General features: G+C 68.3%; 11 protein-coding genes. 6 read left to right on the forward strand and 5 right to left on the reverse strand.

The window, feature by feature from the left end:
- Positions 1 to 171 precede the first annotated feature (171 nt).
- Positions 172 to 1,245 carry a deoxyhypusine synthase family protein gene (locus tag PLE19_16200; protein ID HPD16495.1) on the reverse strand — a complete coding sequence of 358 codons (1,074 nt, stop codon included), beginning with the start codon at positions 1,243 to 1,245 and terminating at the stop codon, positions 172 to 174.
- 149 nt (positions 1,246 to 1,394) lie between these two features.
- Here PLE19_16200 and PLE19_16205 point away from each other — a divergent pair, with 149 nt between their 5' ends.
- Positions 1,395 to 3,893, forward strand: coding sequence for a kelch repeat-containing protein (locus PLE19_16205; protein HPD16496.1), 2,499 nt, complete (start codon positions 1,395 to 1,397; stop codon positions 3,891 to 3,893).
- Positions 3,894 to 3,915: 22 nt separating this feature from the next.
- On the opposite strand, the gene PLE19_16210 is transcribed toward PLE19_16205, so the two are convergent.
- Entirely contained in the window at positions 3,916 to 7,908 is a 3,993-nt protein-coding gene (locus PLE19_16210; GenBank protein HPD16497.1) for a protein kinase, read from the reverse strand.
- 168 nt (positions 7,909 to 8,076) lie between these two features.
- Between PLE19_16210 and PLE19_16215 the strand changes: the two genes are divergently transcribed.
- From PLE19_16215 to PLE19_16230, 4 genes are read left to right on the forward strand one after another with little or no spacing between them, the layout of a single operon-like run.
- On the forward strand, positions 8,077 to 10,056 hold the full coding sequence (locus PLE19_16215) for a beta-galactosidase trimerization domain-containing protein (protein ID HPD16498.1): 1,980 nt from the start codon (positions 8,077 to 8,079) through the stop codon (positions 10,054 to 10,056).
- A gap of 42 nt (positions 10,057 to 10,098) precedes the next feature.
- Positions 10,099 to 10,413, forward strand: a complete 315-nt coding sequence (gene rhaM, locus PLE19_16220; GenBank protein ID HPD16499.1) for an L-rhamnose mutarotase — start codon at positions 10,099 to 10,101, stop codon at positions 10,411 to 10,413.
- Positions 10,406 to 13,012: a hypothetical protein gene (locus PLE19_16225; protein ID HPD16500.1), complete on the forward strand. Its 2,607-nt coding sequence runs from the start codon at positions 10,406 to 10,408 to the stop codon at positions 13,010 to 13,012. The genes rhaM and PLE19_16225 overlap by 8 nt, the downstream gene beginning before the upstream one ends.
- A gap of 22 nt (positions 13,013 to 13,034) precedes the next feature.
- Positions 13,035 to 13,262: a CopG family transcriptional regulator gene (locus tag PLE19_16230; GenBank protein HPD16501.1), complete on the forward strand. Its 228-nt coding sequence runs from the start codon at positions 13,035 to 13,037 to the stop codon at positions 13,260 to 13,262.
- A 43-nt stretch (positions 13,263 to 13,305) separates the two neighbouring features.
- On the opposite strand, the gene PLE19_16235 is transcribed toward PLE19_16230, so the two are convergent.
- The 3 genes from PLE19_16235 to PLE19_16245 all read right to left on the reverse strand — a co-directional run bounded on the left by PLE19_16235 (position 13,306) and on the right by PLE19_16245 (position 19,348).
- Entirely contained in the window at positions 13,306 to 14,691 is a 1,386-nt protein-coding gene (locus tag PLE19_16235; GenBank protein ID HPD16502.1) for a HEAT repeat domain-containing protein, read from the reverse strand.
- 71 nt (positions 14,692 to 14,762) lie between these two features.
- Positions 14,763 to 15,329 (reverse strand): DUF2284 domain-containing protein, encoded by a 567-nt coding sequence (locus tag PLE19_16240; protein HPD16503.1) that lies wholly within the window; start codon positions 15,327 to 15,329, stop codon positions 14,763 to 14,765.
- 35 nt (positions 15,330 to 15,364) lie between these two features.
- Positions 15,365 to 19,348, reverse strand: coding sequence for a hypothetical protein (locus PLE19_16245; protein ID HPD16504.1), 3,984 nt, complete (start codon positions 19,346 to 19,348; stop codon positions 15,365 to 15,367).
- Positions 19,349 to 19,765: 417 nt separating this feature from the next.
- Here PLE19_16245 and PLE19_16250 point away from each other — a divergent pair, with 417 nt between their 5' ends.
- On the forward strand, positions 19,766 to 20,815 hold the full coding sequence (locus PLE19_16250) for a GDSL-type esterase/lipase family protein (GenBank protein HPD16505.1): 1,050 nt from the start codon (positions 19,766 to 19,768) through the stop codon (positions 20,813 to 20,815).
- The last annotated feature ends 142 nt before the right edge of the window (positions 20,816 to 20,957 follow it).

Raw genomic sequence — 20,957 nt, forward strand, 5'->3', positions numbered from 1 at the left:
CCCCGCTGGCGCCGGCAACGCAGCCCACGGGGATTCTTGGACAGGCTCCTAGTGCTGCCCATGCCGCCTCGTGGCTCCTGACATCCTTCCCCGCCTCGGCCGTCTACCCCGAAGAAGGCTACCGCCGCCGAACGTCGGATCCGCCCTCGCATCCTCCGCTGGGCAGGCCCCTCACAGGAGCCCCCGCGCCTCGCACACGGCGCGGACGAGCAGCGGCCAGGCAATCGTGGCGTCGCAGTAGACCTCGGCGTAGCGGCCCCCCTCGTCGGGGCTCACAAACTTGCCCCACGAAACGCCCTCCGAGTACGTGCAGCCGCTCAGCCCGCCCCAGTGCACCGGCTCGGGGCACACACGCACGCCATACTGGAACCGCGGCACGGCCAGAGTCGTGCCGACGCGCATGTTGATGATCTCGACGAAGGGCGCCACCTGCTGCGCCCAGTTGCGCGGCACGCCGCCGCCCACGGTGAATATGCCCAGCCGTTTCGCCCGCAGGGCACGCTTCGCGTAGTCGTGGAGGTCCAGATAGGGATTGAAGTTCGGCACGCGGCCGAAGAACGCGTCGGGATCGTCGCGAGCCAGAAGCGGCCCGCCTACAGCCTTGCCCAGGATGTGGGTGGCCAGGTCGAGGCCCAGCTCGGAATCGGTGAACGCCGGCACGTAGACGGGCACCCCCTTCGCATACGCGCAGCCCAGGATGCTCGGCATCTGGCCGTGCTCGAACAGGTGACGGCCCACCTCGCGCGTCACCTCGCTCGAACAGGTCGGGCGGCTCCAGTCGAACTTCCCCAGCACCGCGCTCATCACCCGCTCGGCCTGGCAGAGGTTCTCCTCCATCTCCAAAGTGTCGTACACGCGGTTGTAGCCCTTCTCGTACAGTTCCTTGTCGGTCATCGCGGGGTTGTGTTTGTAGTGGGTGAGGCCAATAGCCTCGGTGAGGCCATGGGCCATGAGGGCGCCGGTGGAGATGACGATGTGGGCGAGGCCCGCGTTGATCATCTCGCAGACGACCTTGCCCATCTTCGCCACCGTCATCGCCCCCGAGATGGTGAGCACGATGGTACAGTCGGGGTCTTCGCTCATCGCCTTCAGCACGTGGAAGGCTTCGCCCAGGTTACGGCCGCCGAAAGCCGTCTTCGACATCGCCTCCAGCATCTCAACAAACGTGCGGGTCGAACGAACGTCCAGCGGCTCCAGCGGTTCCAACCCATCCGACCGCCCATCGTGCAGCTTCTCGCGCTCCATGCGTTCCTCGCTTTCGGGTGTGGGGGGCTTCCGACGCGTGGACGCTTGAAGGGTAGCGCGTCGCCCTGTGCCCTGTCAACCGGGTCTTCGCGCTTGACAAGGCGGACGGATTGCGCGTTTCTTATTGACACCCCATCAGGAGGCCCACCATGAGACGTGTCCTGTGCATTCTGGCCACTCTGACCATCGCCGCGGCAGCCGAGACGCCTAACGCGTGGATGAAGCTGCCCGCCGCCGCCTCGGACTGTCGTCCCGGCTCGGTGCTGCTGGCCGCGCCCGACCTCAAGCAAATGCTCCTAGTGGTGGCCGGCGAGAAAGACGCGCCCCAGGTGCGGGCCTTCGACCCCGCCGCAGGCACGTGGAGCGACCTCGCCCCCGCACCGAAGCAGAAGGGCGGCTTCTTTCCCTACTACCAGGCCGCCTACGACCCGGGCACGAAGTCCATCTACTGCCTTTCGGGCGGCCCGGTTCTCCACGCGTTCCGCGTGGAAGAGAAGACTTGGACAGCGCACCCGCCCGCGCCGGAGCTTGAGGGCCTGAGCTGGCACGCCCTGGCCTGCGACCCCGCGGGCAAGCGGCTTGTCGTGGTAGGCTCCGACAAGAAGGCCGACAACCTCGGCTGGCTCCGCACCGTGGTCTACGACATCCCGGCGGGGAGATGGACGAAGATGGACGTGATGGACGAGCAGGTGGAGCGGGAGCACCGCGAGCTGGTCGCGGCGAAGGAGGCCGTGATTGACCTCCGCGGCCGCATTCGACTCGCGTGGTTCCGCGACCCGAAGGGCGTGGGCACCGAGGCCGAGCTGAAGGCCCTCGCCGAGCGCTGCGACGCGCTGAAGAAGATGCCACAGATGGCCGCCTTCGCCGCCGAGGTGGACGGCGTCGCCGCTCACCTCGGCCAGCAGAAGACGCTCGACGCCCTCACGGCTGCCCGCGCGCTTCAGAGCAAGCTCGAAGCGGCCGCTGAAGCCCAGTACCCTATCCCCTGCTCCCGCCGCAACTCGCCTCTCGTCTACGACCCGACGAGCCGCCTCCTCGTGCTTTTCGGCGGCGACCACGAGGACTACCTGATGAACGACACGTGGCTCCTCGACCTCGAGAAGAAGGCGTGGCGGCGGGCGAAGCCCGACAAGGCGCCCAGCCCCCGAGCCGGCCATGCCCTCGTCGCGCTGCCCAAGTGCGGCAAGATCGCGCTCTACGAAGGCTACATCCAGTCGTCGAGCACCGACTACGGCGCCGCTCCCTATGCCCCACTCGCGCCGCGTCAGCTCTGGCTCTTCGACCCCAAGGCCGAGCGGTGGGATCTCGCCGCCTCCTGGCCTCTCCCCGCGAAGGACGACGCGGCCACCCCCGCCCCCCTCGGCATCTTCGACGGCTACTCCAGCGACCGCTTCTGCCCGCCCGCCCTGGCGGCTGATGCCAACGACCGCCTAATCCTCGCCGCCCACGCCATCACCCTGTGGTTCTGGCGCTGGAAGCGCCCCGCCGAGACCTGGGCCCTCGCCGTTGATCCCACCCGCCTCGACGCCGAGGGCCGCGAGAAGCTGGGCACGCAGCCCGACCAGCGGCTCTATCGCACCGGCCCCTTCGTCGCATCGTTCTGCGAGGTGCCGGATGAGCCGAAGCCCCCCGCCCTCGACCAGCTCCCCGACAACCAGTGGGTCCGCCTGCCCGACCCGCCCCGCAACCCCTGCCACGGCTGCCGCCAGCGCGACTGGGGCACTTGCGTGTGGGACTCCGATCGCGACCAGATTCTGATGTGGGGCGGGGGCCACTGCGTGCGGTCGTCCAGCGTGGTCGCCCACTGGTCGCCCGCCTCGGGCCGCATCGTGGAGGGCTACGACGCCGATGAGCCCTACGGCGGCAACGGCGGCGGGGGCTTCGACTCCTCGCTCCTCAACCGCCCCTGGGTCTCCGCCCACAACTACAACCACTACGCCTACGACCCCAAGTGCAAGCTCCTCGTCTCGGGCCGCGGCTACCTCTACGACCCCGAGCGGATGGACTGGCTGCGCATCGAGCCCTATGCGCTGCCCTTCGCCTTTTCCTGGGGCAGCACCGTGGTCGAGACCTCGCCCCACGGCGCCGTCGCCTGGGCGAGGAAACGCAACAGCGACGACGCCGGTCTCTGGCTCTTCGACCGCGAAAAGGGCTGGACCGATCTCGCGCCGAAGGGCAAGCTGTTCGCGCCTTATTGCGACGCCCACGGCATGGTCTACGACTCCAAGCGAGACCGCATGATCCTCAGCGGGGTCGGTGGCGGCTATGCCAAGCTCAGCAGCGGCGATCTCCTGGCGTTCGACTTCAAGACGAAGGAACTGACCTCGATCACGCCCGGGAACAGCGAGTTCTCCAAGACGAACAACGCCCGCGAGCTGGCCTATATCGAGCACGCCGACTGGGTGCTCATCGGCGAACTCTATCCTCGCGGCGAGAAGGTCAAGGGCACCCGCTACACCCGCGTCTACGATTGCGCGAGAAACCGCATGTTCCTGCTCGACGCAGGCCCCGTGCCCGACGGTTACGCGGTTGGCTGGATGTATGATGCGGCGCGCAAGCTGGCTTATGCCTTCACCTACCGCGGCGAGGCTTGGGCCATGAAGGTCAATCCCGCCACGGCCCGGCTGCTCGAGAGGGCCGAGCCATGAGAGACCAGCTCCTGAGCAGCGGTCAACGATGGCGGGCGGGCGGCCGGAGGAGGGCAGGGGAGCGCTTGACGACCGAACGCAGCAGCCCAAGCATCTCCTCGGGGAATCGGGAGCCCAGCTCGGACTTGTCGGTGCCCTTCTCGCGCAGGGGGCTGTTCTTGGGGAGGCGGTAGTCGGGGCCGCTGGGGTCCTCGAATGGCGCACCGCGGTGGCCGATGACCTCCTCGGCCTTGACGAGGTCCTTGGGGAGAGCGCGGGGCTGGGCATAGAGGCACACGTTGGTGAGTGCGGCAACGATCTCCTTCTTCTGATCCTTCGCCTTCTGCTTGTTCTTGGGTTCAGTAACGGTGAAGGCGCCGAGGATACTGTCGGTGATGGTGATGTTGCGCGCGTCCTCGTAGACACTGATGGGGCCGACAACGGTGGCGTGGTTGAGCTTGACGTCGCCCTCGAAGACGCAGGAGCCGATGATGAGGCAGTCGGTGAGGGTGACCCTGCTGAGGGTGAGCTCGTTGCCGACGAGGATTGACGCGGTGTGCTCGCCGCCGGAGACTTCCGCCTTGTCGCCGAGCAACAGCAGGCTGTGGTGAGTGGGGGTGTCAACGAGCTTCTCGAGCCGGAAGATGCAGCCGACGAGGGTGACTCTGGCGACGGCGTGCTTCGAGAGGGCGGAGACCACGTTGGTGACGGCCACACAGTTCTGGAGGGTCGCGGAGCAGTTGATGCCGATGTCCACCGCGGCCTTTGTGTTGGAGAACTCCAGATTCTCGATCCAGACGTCCTTGTCGTCCTTGTCGAAGACGAGGATGGTGTCGCGCTTGACGCCACCGTCGAGGCGTGGGGGCCGTTCGCCAAGGCCGCGGAGGATGAGGCCCTCGCCGATGCGGTTGGGGATGGCAATGCTGCCGTGGGAGTAGACGCCGCCATCAATCTCGATGGTGGAGCGGGGCGCTTCGAGCGCCGCCACGGCTTTCTCGACGGAGGCATGCGCGCCCTTAGCCGTGGCGGAGACCTTGAGGACCGGCCCGCGGGCGTCCACCGCTTTCTGCATCGTCTCCACCGAGGGGTTCAACTGCCGGTTGGTGAGAAGGGGGCTGTTGGGCGAGGCGTCGCGGAGGGCGGCGAGTTGCTTCTTGCACTCCTCGAACAAGCGGGCGTTGAAGGCGGCCATGGCCTTGTCGTAGCACTCCTTGGCCTTCTGCTCGTCGCCCGGCTTGTCGGGCTGCTTGGGGGCCGGCTGCTTGGGTTCGGGCTGTTTCGGCTCGGGTTGCTTGGGGGCGGGCTCCGGTGTGGGCTCGGGGACGCCGGGAGGGACGAACGGCTTGAAGGCTGAGGCGACGTCGCAGACCTTTTCGTTCTCCGCGTAGAAGGCGGTGTCGGCGAACTTCTCCTTGTAGTCGGCGAGGGCGGCTTCAGCCTCCTTGAGCTTGCCATCGAGGAAGAGCTTGAGGGTGCCGGCGAAGGTGCGGGCGGCCAGGGCTTCCTTGGCGGCCTTGCCCACGCCCTGGGCAGGGTCGGTGAGGGCGTCGGTCTTGGTGCCGAGCTCGTCGGCGCGGCCGAAGGCCACAGCCGCCTTCTGCTCGTTGCCGAGGAGGCGGAACCACAGGCCCAGGGCCAACTGGTGAGCGGGGTCGCCCGCCTTCGCGACGAGCTTGGCGAGGCGCTCCACAGTGACTTCGCCGAGCTTGGACCAAGGAATCTTCTCGCCTTCGCGCGCGCCCCCGCCGGTGACCACGGAGGTGATGCCTTCCTTATCGGCGCCGGTGAGTTCGCCGTTGAGGCCGGAGATCTTGAGCGCGCCCTTGGTGAGGCGCGGCTCAGCCTTGCGGATGTGGTCGGCGATGAGGTCGCGTAAGGCGGCGAGGGCCTCGATGGCGGCCTTGCGCTGCTCGATCTGTGCGGCGAGGGCCGGGTCTTCGGCCTTGAGTTTGCCGAGGCTCTCGAGTGCGGCGTCGAGCCGCCAGTCCTCGAGCAGGGCTTGCGCGGCCTCGAGGCCCTTGGCGAGGTCGCCTTGCTGCGCCGCGCGGCGGTCGGCGGCTTCCGCGGCCTTGCGGGCTGCTTCGGCGCCCTGGGTGAGGGCTGCCAGGGCCTCCTTGTGTGCGTCAATCGCCTCGATCGCCACCCTGGCCTGTCCGACCTCATTGTCGGTGCCGAAGGTGTCGGCGACGGTCTGGAGGGCGGCTCTGGCTTCGTCGAGCTTGCCGGCGGCGGCCAGCTCGCGCACGGTCTTGGCCACGGCCTGGAAGGCTTTCGCGGCTTGTTCGAGGATCGGGGCCTTTGCGGCATCCACGGCCTTCTGGAGCGCCTCGTCGGCGTTATCCTTGGTCAGTCCGTCGAGGGCGGCCAGGGCCTTGCCGAACTGGTTCTGGGCGGCGAGCGCCTGGGCGGCGCGGGTGACTTCTGCCAGGCCGCCAGCGGGAGGGCCATCCTCCTTTCGGGGCTCTTCCTTCTTCGGCTCCTCTTTCGGCTCGACAGGTTCCTCTTTCGCCTTGGGTTCCTCGGCCTTGGGCTCGGCAGCAGGTTCCTTCTGCTTAGGTTCTTCCACCGTCGGCCTGGGCGGCTCAGGCTCAGGCGGCGTGGGCTTGGGGACGACGGCCGGCGTGGGCTTGGAGGCCGGGGCTTTGGCCGGCAGAGTCTTGGGGGCCGGTTGCGTCTTCGCGGGTTCGGCCGGGGCGCTGGCGGATGCCTGCGGCCTGGACCCAAAGAGCTTCGGGAGCAGGAATACGAAGAGGCCGAGAACGGCCATGGCCGCGACGGCGCCGCCGACGGCCAGCGGCAGCCAGTTTCTGCGGCGCCGCACCACGCCGGTCGGCGCGTCGGTGGCCACGCTCGGCACGCGAATGTCGGTGCCGCTGAGGAGCGCTTGCAGCCTCTCGAGCAGCTCGGCATAGGTCTGGAAGCGGTCGGCGGGGTCCTTGGCGCACATCTTCGCGAGCAGGCCATCGAGGCCCTTGGGGATCTCGGGCACGAGCGCGTGGGCCGACGGGAAGGGCATGTCGGCGTGCTGGATGATCATCTCCGGCACGCTGGGGCCTGGGAACGGCGGCCGTCCGGTGAGGAGGTGGAAGAGAACGGCGCCCAGGGCATAGATGTCGGACCGGCAGTCGGCCAGCCGGGGGTTCTTCGAGAATTCGGGAGCCATGTAGAGCGGGCCGCCGTGGGCGCCGCGCACGATGCCCACGCTGGTGCCCTCGAAGCTCTTCGCGAGGCCCAGATCGGCCACCTTCACGTCGCCCTGCTCGGTCAGCAGGATGTTCGAGGGCTTGAGGTTGCGGTGGACGAGCAGGTGCTCATAGGCGAAGTCGAGCGCGGCCGCCGTCTGCGCGATGATGGGCACGGCCTCGGACACCGGCAGGCGCTTCTTGCGGGCCAGGAGGTCGGCCAGGCTCTCGCCGTCCACGTACTCCATCGAGAAGAAGTGGTGGTTCTTGTCTTCATCAATATCGAAAATCTGCACGATGTTCGGGTGGTTGAGCTTGGCGACCGCTTGTGCCTCGCGCTTGAACCCGGCGAAGAAGATGGCGTTCTTGGCCACGGTCTCAGGCAGCACTTTGAGGGCCACGCGGCGCTTGAGGCCCTCCTGGATCGCCTCGAAGACCGTGCCCATGCTGCCCTGTCCGATCCGGCGCACGAGGGTGTAGCCGGCGAGCGTCTCGCCGAGGGCCGGCTCGCCGGCGACCGGCTCCTGGGACGAAATCTGCATCGGGCGGACCGCGGGCCCGGTCGCCGACGCCGCGGGGGTTTCGGCCGATGCTCTGGGAGGGATCTGCATCGGACGCACGGGCGCCGGGCTCTCAGGCGGGGCGGAAGGCTCGGGGGCCGCCGGGGAGGGCGCCTGGGGCTCCTCGCGCGTCGCTTCGGTCGTCGTCGTGGCATCTACGGCCACGGCAATGTTCCCGCCGCCAGGCGGCGAGCCGAGCACGCTCTTGCAGGTGGGACAGCGGAAGCGCTCGGCGCCCTCGGGCGCGGCGAGCTTGCCCATGCAGTTGGGACAGGTGAGGATGCGTTTGGCCACGGGGCGCTCCTCGTCGGGTCGGGGCCGCATCAGTCTGCGTCAATTATAGCGCCCCGTCGCCCGACTTTGCAACACCCCGGCTTTCTTGACAGTCGGGTCACAAGGCACTACCATCATCTGCGGTCACGACCCGGTCCTGCCCGCCCAACCCCAGGAGCGCAGACAACCATGGACGAGTTACGCTTCCGCCAGGTGCACCTGGACTTTCACACTTCGGAGCACATTCCCGGCGTAGGCTCGCGTTTTGACCCCGAGCAGTTTGTGGCGATGCTCAAGCGTGGGCGGGTGAACTCGATCAACTGCTTCTCGAAGTGCCATCACGGCTGGTCGTATCACCCGACGCGCGTGGGCGAGATGCACCCGAGCCTGCGGTTCGACCTGCTGGGCGCGATGATTGAGGCGTGCCACGCCAACGATATCAAGATCCCCGTCTACCTGAGCGTGGGGCTGGACGAGCGGAACGCCCGCCTGCATCCCGAATGGATCGAGGTGGGCGCCGAAGGCAACCGCCACGGCGCCGCGCCGCTGAAGGCCGGGTGGCGCAAGATGTGCTTCGGTTCGCCCTACCTCGATTTCGTGATCGCCCAGGTGGAGGAGATGGTTCGCAACTACGACGCCGACGGCGCCTGGCTGGACATCATCCACCAGGGCGAGTGCTGCTGCACATGGTGCCTCGCGGGCATGGAGAAGGCGGGCCTGAATCCCGAGAAGGCCGAGGACCGTCAGGCCTACGCCCGCCGGGTGCTGCTCGCCTACTACCAGCGAATGACCGACGCGGTGCACGCCCTCAAGCCCGGGCTGCTCATCTTCCACAACAGCGGCCACATCCCGCGCGGGCGACGCGACCTGTTCCCCTACTTCACGCACCTGGAGCTGGAGTCCCTGCCCACCGGCGGCTGGGGCTACGACCACTTTCCCATTTCGGCTAAGTACTCGGCCACGACCGGTTTCGACTTCGTGGGCATGACGGGCAAGTTTCACACCACCTGGGGCGAGTTCGGGGGCTACAAGAACCCCGTGGCCCTGCGCTACGAGTGCGCGGCGATGCTGGCCTGGGGTTCGAAGTGCGGCGTGGGCGACCAGCTTCATCCCGATGGGCACATGGACGAGGACACCTATCGCATCATCGGCGACGCCTTTGCCCACGTGGAGGCCCGCGAGCCCTGGTGCAAGGGCGCCAAGCCGGCCTCCGAGGCAGCCATTCTCTCGGTCGAAGCCGTCCAGAAGCGCCATCGCGGCAGCGACGACCCCGACGTGGGGGCGGCCCGCATCCTGCTCGAGAACCACGTGAACTTCGACGTGGTGGACACCGAGGCCGACTTCGCCCGCTATCGTCTGCTCGTGCTGCCCGACGAGGTGACACTCGACGACAAGGCCCTGCTCCGCAAGGTCAAGGCATTCGTCGCGGCCGGCGGCACGCTCGTTCTCAGCGGCCGCAGCGGCATGAACGCTGAGGGCACGAAGTTCCTGGTGGACGTGGGGGCCAAGCCCGTCGGCCCCTCGCCCTGGCAGCCTGACTACGTGAAGCTGCTGAAGCCCAGAGGCGGCGCATCCCTGCCCTGCGAAGGCCTGGTCGAGAATCCCTTCGTCATGTATGAGCGGGCGCAGCGGGTGAAGGTGACCGGCGCCGAGGTGCTGGCCGAGGCCTGGCGGCCCTACTTCAACCGCGAGTTCCGCCACTTCTGCTCGCATCAGCACACGCCGCCGAGCGAGCCGGCCGGCTACCCCGCCGCCCTCCGCAAGGGCCGCGTGCTCTACTTCGCCCACCCCGTGTTCGCCAACTACCGCAACAAGGGCCAACAACTCGCCCGCGACTACGTCTGGCGGCTGATCGCCGACACCTACGGCCGCCTCGACGTCGAGGTGGGGCTGCCCAGCGGCGGCCGCGTGAGCCTGCTGCGGCAGGCGGCCCGTCGCCGCCACATCCTGCATCTCCTCTACGCTACGCCGATCAATCGCGGGCGGGGCATCGAGGTCATCGAAGACGTCGTGCCCCTCTACGACGTGCCCGTGTCGCTCAAGCTCAGGGCCCGCAGGGTCACGCTCGTGCCCGAGGGCAAGCCCTTGCGGTTCACCCGCAGAAAGGGCCGCATCGAGTTCACCGTCCCGCGCCTCGAGATGCATCAGATGATCGCCCTCGACGACTGAGGGCAAAGGCAAGTCATCCCCCGCACTTGCAGGAAGAGCCGCATGATCCGCCAAGCCTTCGTGATGTCGGTGAATCCCGGCCAGGAGGCCGAGTATGAGCGACGGCACCGGCCCATCTGGCCCGAGCTGGAAGCCACGCTCAAGGCCCACGGCGTCCACAACTACTCGATCTTCCTGCACCCCGAGACCCGCCAGCTCTTCGCCTACGCCGAGGTCGAGAGCGAGGCGCAATGGGCCGCCATCGCCCAGACGCCCGAATGCAGGAGATGGTGGGCGCACATGAAGGACGTGATGCCCGCCAATCCTGACGATAGCCCCGTCTCCCAGCCGCTCAAGGAGGTGTTCCACATTGACTGACCGCACCCTCTCCTGTCTGCTCCTACTCGTCTTTGGAGCCGTCGCCGTGGCCGAGGACATCAATCCCTATCCGCGCCAGCTCGTTCGCACCGAGTCGCTGATGAAGTGGACGTTCGAAGCGGGCAACGCGGGCTGGGCCGCACTGCACGAGTGCACGGTCGCCGCCGAGAAGGGGGTGCTGAAGATCACGTCCACCGGCCCCGACCCGTATCTCCGCAGCCCGGCCTTCAAGGCCGAAGGGCCGCTCGCCGTGCGGTTGCGGATGAAAGGCGCAGCGGACGGCCATGGACAGATCTTCTGGGCCACCGCGCAATCGTCCGGCATCGAGGAAGCCAAGAGCACCCGCTTCGACATGACCCACGACAGGCAGTGGCACGACTACGAGGTGCCGCTCGATGCGACGGGCACGGTGACGATGCTCCGCCTCGACCCCGGCACGGCACCAGGCGAAGTCGAGGTCCAGTCTGTCGAGCTCTGCCGCCTCGTCCGCCACCCCCTCGAGATCGTCAAGGTCGAGTCGGGCGACGGCCTGGCCGTCGTCCAACTGAAGAACCACGGGGTCGAGCCAATCGAGTTCACCCTCGGCGGCAAGGCGGCCACTATCGCCGCCGGAGCCGTCGAGCGGTCGCTCCTGAAGCTGGATGCCAAGCAGCCCTTCGAGGCCGTCGCCATCGCCATCGAGCCCAAGGGGCTTCCACCCATCCGCCGCACCCTCTTCGTCCACCATTCCAATGCCCAGACGGACTGGGTAAGCCTGGAGAGCAAAGATCTCATCGTGCGCGTCGCCCGCGACGCCTCCGGGGCGCGCATCGAGCGTGCGGGAAAGACCGCGGCCATCATCGCGCCCCTCGTTCACACGAACGGCGTGGTGCCGAAACTCGAAATTGACAAGAGCGTGGTGACGGACGCCGCCCCCTCCGTCGCGTTCCGCGGCGAAGGTGTCTCCATTCTCCTGATGCTCCGCAACGACGAACTCTCCGTGCGGATCGTGAGCGACAAGCCGTGCGAAGGGCCCGTCGTGCGCGCCATCGGGCCGCTCGAGGCCGGCCTGTTCGCGGGACTCGAGTATCTCGGCAAGGGCGAGCGTTCGTCCTCTAGGCTCGATATCGAGACGCCCGAGCACGTGCGCTACCAGCCTGACATCCTCAAAGTCACGATGCCCCTGATGGCCTGCGTGACTTCGCTTGTAGTTCCGCCTTCAGGCGGTCTGAGAGATGGGGAGGGAAAGGCAGAAGACCGCCTGAAGGCGGAACTCCCAACAGCGGTGGCTGTGGCTTGGGAGGACATGTCGCTCCAGCCCGTTTACGCCGTGCCGAACTTCTTCGACGGCACGCCTGACCACCGCATGGCCCTGCGCGGCACGAAGATCGAGGCGGCCATCCTCGTCCGGCCGGCCAGCATCGAGGAGGCGATCCTCTGGGCCGTGAAGCGCCACGGCCTGCCGCCCCTGCCGCCCGCGCCGCGCAGCCCCGAGGCCCAGGCCAAGCTATGCCTCGACGCGCTCAACGGCCCCCTGAAGGGCGAGGGCGGCTGGGGCCATTGCGCCGAGCCGAACTGGAAGCGCATGCCCACCGCCGACCACGCCTCGACGATCTGGCGCATCACCGGCGAGGCCCCGAAGCTCGACCGGCTCGTCCCCGGCGGCGCCCACGTCCCCAACGACGCCATCTGGTTCGCCACCGGCCGCGCCAAGCAATGGCTCGAAATGCGGTCGGCCCAGGCGCAGGGCCTCATCAAGAGCCAGAAGCCCGACGGCTCCTGGCGCTATCAGGGCCAATACCAGAAGGGCCACTACGAAGACACCGCGAGCGGCCACTGCGCCCGCCCCGCCGCCACGCTCCTGGAGTTCGCCCGCCTGACCGGCGACAAAGCTGCGCTTGATGCGGGGCTGAAGGCTCTTGACTACATGAAACGCTTCGACGTGCCGCGTGGGGCGCAGACCTGGGAGCTCTCGCTCCATACCCCCGACATCCTGGCCTCGGCCTATCTCGTCTGGGCCCACGTCCGCGGCTACGAGTTGACCGGCCGCGAGGACTACCTGGCCGAGGCCCGTCGCTGGGCGCTCAGCGGCGTCCCCTTCGTCTACCTGTGGACGTCGAAGCCGGTCATGCTCTACGCCACCATCGCCGTCTACGGCGCCACGAGCTGGCGCGCGCCCAACTGGATGGGCCTGCCCGTCCAGTGGTGCGGCGGCGTCTACGCCTACGCCCTGGCGATGCTCGCCCCTCACGACAAGACGCTCGACTGGGCGCACCTCGCCCGCGGCATCCTCATCAGCGCCGAGCAGCAGCAATACCCTGACGGCCCGTTCGTCGGCACGCTCCCTGATTCGTTCCACCTGGCCGCTCAGCGCCGCCAGGGGCCGAACATCAATCCCTGCGCCATCCTGAGCCTGCGCTGGGTGCTCGATGGCCAGCTTGACTCGTTGGCGGTCGCGGCGGACGCCAAGCACCGCGTCGTCGCCCCCTTCCCTGTCGAGCTCCGCGACGGCCAGGCCCACATCAAGGCCCGCAAGGGCATCACCTATCAACTCCTCGTTGACGGCCACCGCATCCGCGACGTCCAGTCCGAGGGCAACGACCTTGTTCCCTTGAATTGATCGCGCGAAGGCAGGGAGACCCATGGCCACGAAACGCCGCTACACGAATGAGCCTATCGGGTTGGAGGTCATCCCCGACTTCCTGCCTCCGCCTGAGAAGCTCGTCCGGCGGGAGGAGACGGTGAAGGTCACGCTGGTCCTCGACAAGTTCCGCGTGGAGTTCTTTAAGCGCCACGCCCGCAGGAGCCACGTGCCCTGTCAGCGCGTCATCCGCCGCGTGCTCGACCTCTATGCCGCCCGCCATCGGTGAGCCGCTTCCCTCGCCTTCTCAAGCCCGGCAGCCTGGTCCTCAGTTACGGCGCCTTGACGGTGAAGCGGGTCTCATTGGACGCGGCGCCGCGGGTCTCCCACCGCACGGTATGCGTGCCTGCTTGCGTGACGTCGCGCGAGAGGTCGTATTCTCGTTCCCACGCTTCGTTCACCCCCATCGTTGCGCGGCCCGTCCACACTGAGAACAGCGTGCGGTTCTCCTTCCGCTCGCCGTCTACCACCAGCGTCCCCGTGAGGAACGGAAGGAAGTGGAGCGGGCCATCGCTCACGTTCTCCACGTAGAGCACCATGGGCATGGGCTTGCCCACGACCGCGTCCGTGGGCGGTTCGAGGAGCAGGCGGGCCTCTTTCGTGGGCTCTCCCCAGGTCGCCGTGAGCCGAAGCAGCGACCGCCGCAGGCTGCGGTCCACGTTCTCCTCCAGGAGCTTCACCAGGACCGGCACGGCCTCCTGGCAGCGGAGGGCCGCCAGGGCTTGAGCCGCCTTCGCCCTGCACCTAGCGTCACACGAGCTACGGAGGATCTCCAGCAGGGTCGCCGCGGCGGGGGCGTGGCGGAAGCGCCCCAGGGCGTCAACGAGGATCCAGCTCCGCTGGCTCTGTCTCGGGAGCTGGAGTGCCTCCAGCAGGGCCGGCGCGGCGTGGGGGTCGCCGATATCCCGCAACGCGCCTGCCGCGCTCTCGCGCAGATCGCTGCGAATGGCAGGGTCCTTGACGATCGTGCAGAGCCGCGGCACAGCCTGTCGGTCGCCCAGCGCGCCCAGCGCCCAGATGCTGACCTCACGGGCGCCAGCCCACGGGTCATCCAGGCCCTTGCGAAAGACTGACACGGCCGGCACGCCGAGGCGCCAGAGCGAGACGGTTGCGCCTGCGCGCTGCCGGATATCTGGACAGTGCTCCGCCACGAGGCGTTGCGCGATCTCATCGGCCTCCCGCGTGCGCGGGCCGTAGACTTGACTCGCGCTCCACCAGTTCTCGCCCCGCAGGCTCGGCCGGGTGAGATCGAGTTTCCACAGGGTCTCGCCCAGCTTGGGGAACGTGGCCTCGGCAATGACGCGGCACCCCTTGCCCACCAGCACGCAGTCCCAGTACTCATCGAAGGCGGCTCGGTACCTCATGATCCCGACCCACGGGCGCGGGAGGAACCAGAACGAAGCACTGGCAGTCCCACGCTTCGCCTCGACAAGGAAGGCGACCGGCTCATAGGTGAACCAATGGCGCGGAATCGTGTTCCGAGCGGTCTCGGCGATCTCGAAGTCGGGCAGCGCCCGATGCACCAGGGCCACGAAACCCTCAGCTTCGTCGTCGCTGGGCCACTCGCCCCCGAACGCGGCAGAGATGCCCATCAAGCATGCGGCGGGCAAGGCGCCGAGCCACAAGGAAAACTGTGTGGTGCGTCGCCAGTCCGTCATGGCCTGACTCCGTGTTCTCAAGAGCGAGTCTAGCAGGGCTATTCCCGGAAAGCAATAGGGTGCTCTTGCCGTCACTCCACCAGCACCAAGCCGTAGTAGTTCTGTTCGCAGTCGCGGGAGGCGACGACGGCGATGGGGAAGCCGGCGGCGCGGGCGGTGGCGAAGACGTCTATGCCGCAGGCCTCCATCGCGGGGCGGGCATCGTCCTCGTGGCGGCAGGCGCCCTCGAGGTTGCAGGTCTTGCACAGGCGGCACGGGCCGCAGGCGTAGGCGAACGCCTTGTAGTAGCCGGCCAGGAACACCTCGCGCTCCAACGCCACGACGATCTTGCGGATGTCCGCCGTCCGGTCGCCGTGGACGAGGATGGCGGTCTTGAACTCATCGAGGATTCTGCGCGTGCGTTCGGGCGTGGGCGAGTAGGGCGGGCAGTTGCGGCTGCTCGCATAGGCCCCGCAGCCGTACTGGCACTTCAGCCGCACCCATTCGCCCGTGAACACCTGGCTGGTGGGCACCAGCTTCGCCTCCTTCGCGCCCAGCTCGACGGCGCGGCGGAGGAAGCCGTCAAGCGGTGTCGGGTGTTGGGTGTTGGGTGTTCGGGGACCGGCGAGTGCCGCTGTCTTGGCCCTTGTTCGTTTCATGTCTTCTCTGCTCCCTCTGCTCCTCTGCGCGAGACTCATTTCCTCTCGCCGCGGATGTGGGCAACCGCGAACTCGCCGGGCGCGTCGCCGGGGTCGAGGCGCAGGGCGGTGATCGTCTGCCCCGCCCACTGGGCGTGCTTACCCACCTCCAGCCGATAGTCGTGGAACTGGCCGTCGGCGATGATGGGAAAGCGGAGCGACTTGGCCTCCTCGAAGTCGGGCGATGCCTTGGTGGTCCAGAAGAGCTGGGCCGATCGCCCGGCCGTCGCCCGCAGGCGGACGAGGAGGACGGGGCAGGCTTCGCCCTTCATGTGGACGAGGCTGCGGACGATGTAGGGGTCGCTGCCCGTTGCCGTGCCGCAGAGGGCGCCATCGCGGACGGCGAGACCACTGATGTCGTGCGCCGCCGTCCAGCCCTCGGCCGAGCGGGCGAACGTGAAGTCCAACCGCTCCACAACCGTCGGCAGCCGGTCCACCCGCCGATAGCGGGTTCCCTCCACGCGTACCGCCCACGTTCGTAGTGCGGCCTTCAGGCCGTAGCCTTCGGCCGGCGCAGGCGGGCCGACGCGGATCGAGAGATAGGCCAGCGCATCGTCATAGCGCCAGCCCGGCTCGGCCCCCTTCTCGACCTCCGCGCGCTCGGCGAGAGGCCTGCCGTCGAGGAGGACGATGGTCGGCCGAGCAACGTTGGCGATGAGGACGCAGCCCTCCTCGCCCGGCGGATACCCGGCCTTGAAGGTGAGGAGATCGCCGTCCCACGAGGTGTCGCTGATCCTGGCCGTGGCGGAGATGTGGATGCGGCGCTCGGGGCCGGAGAGGAATGAGAACAAGCCCTTCGCGGGACGGGGACGTCCCGCCCACAGCATCACCGTGGAAGGTTCCTCGTCGCGGCCATGGAGCAGCAGGATGTTCTGGATGATCTGGCGGGGGACAAAGACCCAGGGGCATTTCTTGCCGTCAATCGCGCTGATGTTGTCGGGCCACAGCGCCACGTTCTCGCCCTCACTGTCCTGCTGAAGAATGGCGCTGCGGATGATCAGCTCGGCGAGGCGACGCCAGTCCTTGCTCTGGTCGTATTCGGCCAGCTTCAGGAGCGCGGTCGCGTAGCGAAGGCCGTTCCACTGGACTGGCCGCCCGAACCAGGAGCAGGTGAACCACGTGGCGCCGTAGACGGGGATGCTGGCGCCGAGGAGCCACGGCTTGTCGGGCGGGTTCCACAGGTAGATGAAGGGGATCCCGCGCCGCGCCCAGGTGACGGCGTCGCGGAGCCAGCGCTCGTCGCCGCTGAAGCGATACGCCTCGATGTAGGCGTCCACCGCGTCGGCGGCGGCCAGCAGGTCGGGCGTGTGGACGGGCACCTCCCACACCTGGGCCGCGCGGGGCACGCGAAAGGTCTCCATCAGGCGGAGCGTCTTCTGCATCCGCTCGTAGGCCTCGGCGTCGCCCGCGATGCGCGCGTAGCGGAGCACCTGGAACGCCTTGTTCGCGCAGGTGCCGACCTCGACTGCGTTGTCGGGGCCGAGCTCGTGATAGTCCTTGCCCACGAAGGGGCCGTGGCCCTCCCGGTCGGCATCGAAGCGCCAGGCGCCGTCGTCGCCCATCGTGGCGAGGAGGCCGGCGGCGTGGGCGGGATTGGCGATGGCGAGGTCGAAGCGGCCTGGGAACCGCATCGCATCGAGCCGCGGCTCGGTGTGAAGGAGCGGCGCCACCTCCTCCGCCCGCTCGCGGCACTGCTTCCGCACCGCCTCATCGGGGCTGACGAGCGCACCGAGCAACAGGTCGGCGGCGAAATGGTGCGGCCTGCCCTTCTTCGACATGATCGGCCCGCCGCCCTTGCTCGTCCACCACTCCTTCGTCTCAGGCACCCAGAGCGACTTGAGGTAGGCTTGCATCGAGAACTCGATTTCCTTCTCGTATGACCCGTGCGGCAGGGGCAGGGGCTCTGGCAGGCCGTAAATGCGAATCCACTCATCCACCGCCGCCAGCGCATCTCTCGCCTCCCCGTCGGCAAGGATGAGGCCACGAACACGGAGCGTCTGGCCGGCCTCGAGAGGATACGGTTGCCAATCGCCGGGCTTCATTCCCCTGATGAACTCGGGGCCCGCGGGCAGCAGAAGGCCGGCGAGATGCGAGCGTTGCCCTCGGCGGACGTCGGGGGACTCAAAGATCACGGACGGCCGGTCGCGCGTGCCGTCCCACTTCTGGTGGACATCCCACAGCAGGCCGACGGCTCCGTGGCGGCCGTGGACCCCGATGGCTGGGATCACTACCATACTTGGGGGAGGCATGGAGCGGTCGCGGTCCGGATGGTTCGCCGCGATGTCAAGACTGCTGGAGGAAAGCTCATCGCCTACGAGCCACTCGAGTCCGGGGAAGACGGCCTCTTCGCGGTCGAGCACGTAGAGGAGCGGGCCGCCGAGGCAGGCGACGTTCATCGGCACATCGCTCCCCAGCTCGCAGTCCATGAGGACCCAGGCGTTCTGACGGCTCAGGGAGAAAGCGACACCCGTCCACCTCGAGCCGCCCAGGAATCGTCGAGCGTCAGCGAAGCGCAGGCAGGCCACCGATTCGGTCGCCTCGGCGCGGGGCATCTGTGAGGTGAAGCCGCCGCTTTCGCGGAGCGTGTCACCATCCTCGCTCTGATAGGTGAACGGGGCGAGGTGGAGGAGCCAGGCGACGGTGCGCCAGCCGTGTGGCGTCCTGGCCGCAAGCTCGCCTACGCCGAAGCCGAAGGCATTACGCCGGAACGCGAGCCGCACACGTTCGTTCTCGATGAGGGCATAGTGTTCGGCGGCGACGGCGCGCAGACGGCCCGAGGGGGCGGGCAGCCTCACGGCTGCGCCGACGATGAGCGTCGTGCCCTGGCTCGGCTTCTCCCTGACATTGGCGGCGCGGACCTCCGCATGCACAGGGGCTTCAGGACTCTGCGCCTGGGGAGTATGCATCGCGCGGGCGACCCAGGCCTGGCCCGGTAAGAGCTCGGGGAGACCCCGGCTCGCCTTGCTCTCACCCAACGCGAAGTCCACAGCAGGCGAGAGCAGGATGGCGTTGCCGGCGTTGCGGATGACGCACTCAAGGGCGATGGTTTCGCCCACGGTCGCCACCGGGGCCGTGGGGCCGAAGCTCTCCAGCACGAGCTTGGGCGCGACGGCGATGACGTCGGCAGCCGCGAGGGCGCCCGAGGAAACGGTGAGACGGATCGTGCTGGGCCCCTCGCGGCGGCCCTGCACGATCCAGCTTGCCTTGGCCTTGCTTTCGGCGGCGACTCCGCCCAGGCGGAGTTCGACGGGGCTGGCGCGGAGGCCGGGCTGGGCGGAGAGGGTGGCGCGGGTGTCGGGGGCGGGGCCGTCGCCGACGTTTTCGATGAGGGCGGAGATGGTGCAGCGCTCGCCAGGACGCTTGGGGTCCTCGTCGAGGCGGAGGCGGCTGATGCGGAGGAGCGGGCCGACGGTCTCGACGTAGGCGAAGTCGTCGAGGAGGAGTTCGCCTGCGGCGCCGAGGATGCGGGCGGCGAAGTGGACCCATCTGGCCTTGGGGTCGCCGGTGAAGTCGTACTTGAGTCGGCCCTGGTGCCACTGGCCGTCGCCGATGTGGTCCTTCGGCACGTCGAAGATGGCGCGGGGCGAGTCGGTGCCCTCGATGGGGACGGCGTTCATCGGGATGGCCTGGATGGTGAGGCGGGTGCCTTCGGCGGCGGAGAGGGCTTTGTACCAGAACTCGATCCCGCCCTTGAGTTGGGCAATCATCGCGCCCTGCTCGCCGCTCTTGGGCTTCCAAGCGCGGTTGAGGCCGGTTTCGGGGGCCTTGGTGTCGGGGGTGCGGAGGAGGCGGAGCGCGGTCTTGCCGGAATGGACACTATGGACATCATGGACGGCCTGGACGGTTTGGCCGACGGGCTCCCAGCCGAGAGGGAAGCCGTTGGGGGCCAACTCCTCGAACGAACCGTTGGTGCAGGGGTTGGGCGGCGTGGCGGCCCAGGGGCCGCTGAGGAACGCGAGAGCCAGAAGCCACGCGGGCATGTTCTCCTCCTCTCGCCGGCGAGTGTAGGCCGGGGCGGACGCCGCGTCAAGCCCGGCGGGCGGGGCCGCGCGTGGGGCAGTTCGCCCATAGTGGCTCAAACCAGGGGGAGAGGGTGAGCAAGAATGATGGAATGCGTTGGATCGGCGATTCTCGTGCGTTTGTCCATACTTGCGCCCTCCGGGGCGTGAGCCAGTATGGGTGGAATGGCGACAATCGGCGATTTGCGGGGCTGTAGCCGTAAGCGCTGCCGTGCGAAGGACATGTGCGGGGCAGCCCGGGGGCGGGCACGCAAGTCCAGAACGGCAGGGCGCTTGGGACGCCGCGTCGAGCTCGGCTTGATCGCGCCGTCGCCCGTGGCGTAGAATGCGGGGCGGGGAGGAGAGCAACGTCCAGGCACTGAGTGAAGGGGGTCTCGCTTGAAGTGCATCCTTCTTCTGGCGGCGTGCGCGGTTGTGCTGGGTGCGGGCGGGTGCTCGCGGTGGCAGGCTTCCGCGGGCGGGCGCGGGGCGATTCGGCTGCTGGGGCGATGGGACGCGTCGGGCGCGCCCACCCGCCTGGTGACGGTGAACCCCGGTTCGTCGTTCGAGTTCCGCTACGAGGGCACGACGTGCGTGCTGCACTTCGACCGCTCGGGGAACAAGCCGCCGCTGCCGCAGCTTTGGGTGCAGTTCGACGGCGAATGGTCGAAGCAGGTGGTGGATCGCGACCAGGTCGTGCTCGGCGAGGGGGCGGAGGCGGGCCGGCACCAGGTGTGGGTGATCGTGAAGGCGCTCGACGAGCATCAGGCGCGCTGGAAGCCGCCGCTCGTGGCCGCGCTCACCCTTGCGGGGGTTGAGGTGCCCGAGGGGCGACTGCTGCCGGCGCCGCGCCGCCGCAAGCTGCTCTTCGAGGCCATCGGCGACTCGATCACCGAGGGTGTGCTGGCCGTGCGCGCGGGGAAGCTGGAGGAGTGGACGGAGATTGCGGATGCCCGGGCGACCTGGGCGTTCCAGACGGCGCTCGCCCTTGGCGCGGAGCCGCGCATCATCGGGTTCGGCGCCCAGGGCGTCACCAAGGGCGGCAACGGCGGCGTGCCCCCTGCGCCGCTGGCGTATCCTTTCGTCTACGACGGCGTGCCGGCCCACGAGGTGCCCGCCGATATCGTGGCCATCAACCACGGCTGCAACGACGGCGGCGTGCCGAACATCGAGAACGGCTACCGCAACCTCATCAAGCTGGCCCGCCAGCGCAACCCCGAGGCGGCGATCTTCTGCCTCGTGCCGTTCGCCCAGGTGCACGAGCGCTCCATTCGCTTCGCGGTCGAGGGCGTGCACAACGAAGGGGATGCCAAGGTCTACCTCGTCGAGACCAAGGGCTGGATTGACCCGAAGGCCGACACGACCGATGGCGTACACCCCAACGCCCAGGGCCACGAGAAGGCGGCGAAGCTGCTCACCGAGGCCATCCGCCGTACCCTGCGGCGGTGAGCACGCTCGCCGGGACGTGACCTTGCACAGAACCTCCCGCGGGTTGCCGACCCGCGGGAGGTTGGAGGCCGAGGAATCGCCATGCGTCCGTCTTGCCTTGCCGCGCTTGTCTGTATCGCCATCGCCGCCATCGCATCAGTCT

Source organism: Planctomycetota bacterium (genome assembly GCA_035384565.1).
Lineage (GTDB): Bacteria > Planctomycetota > PUPC01 > DSUN01 > DSUN01 > DAOOIT01.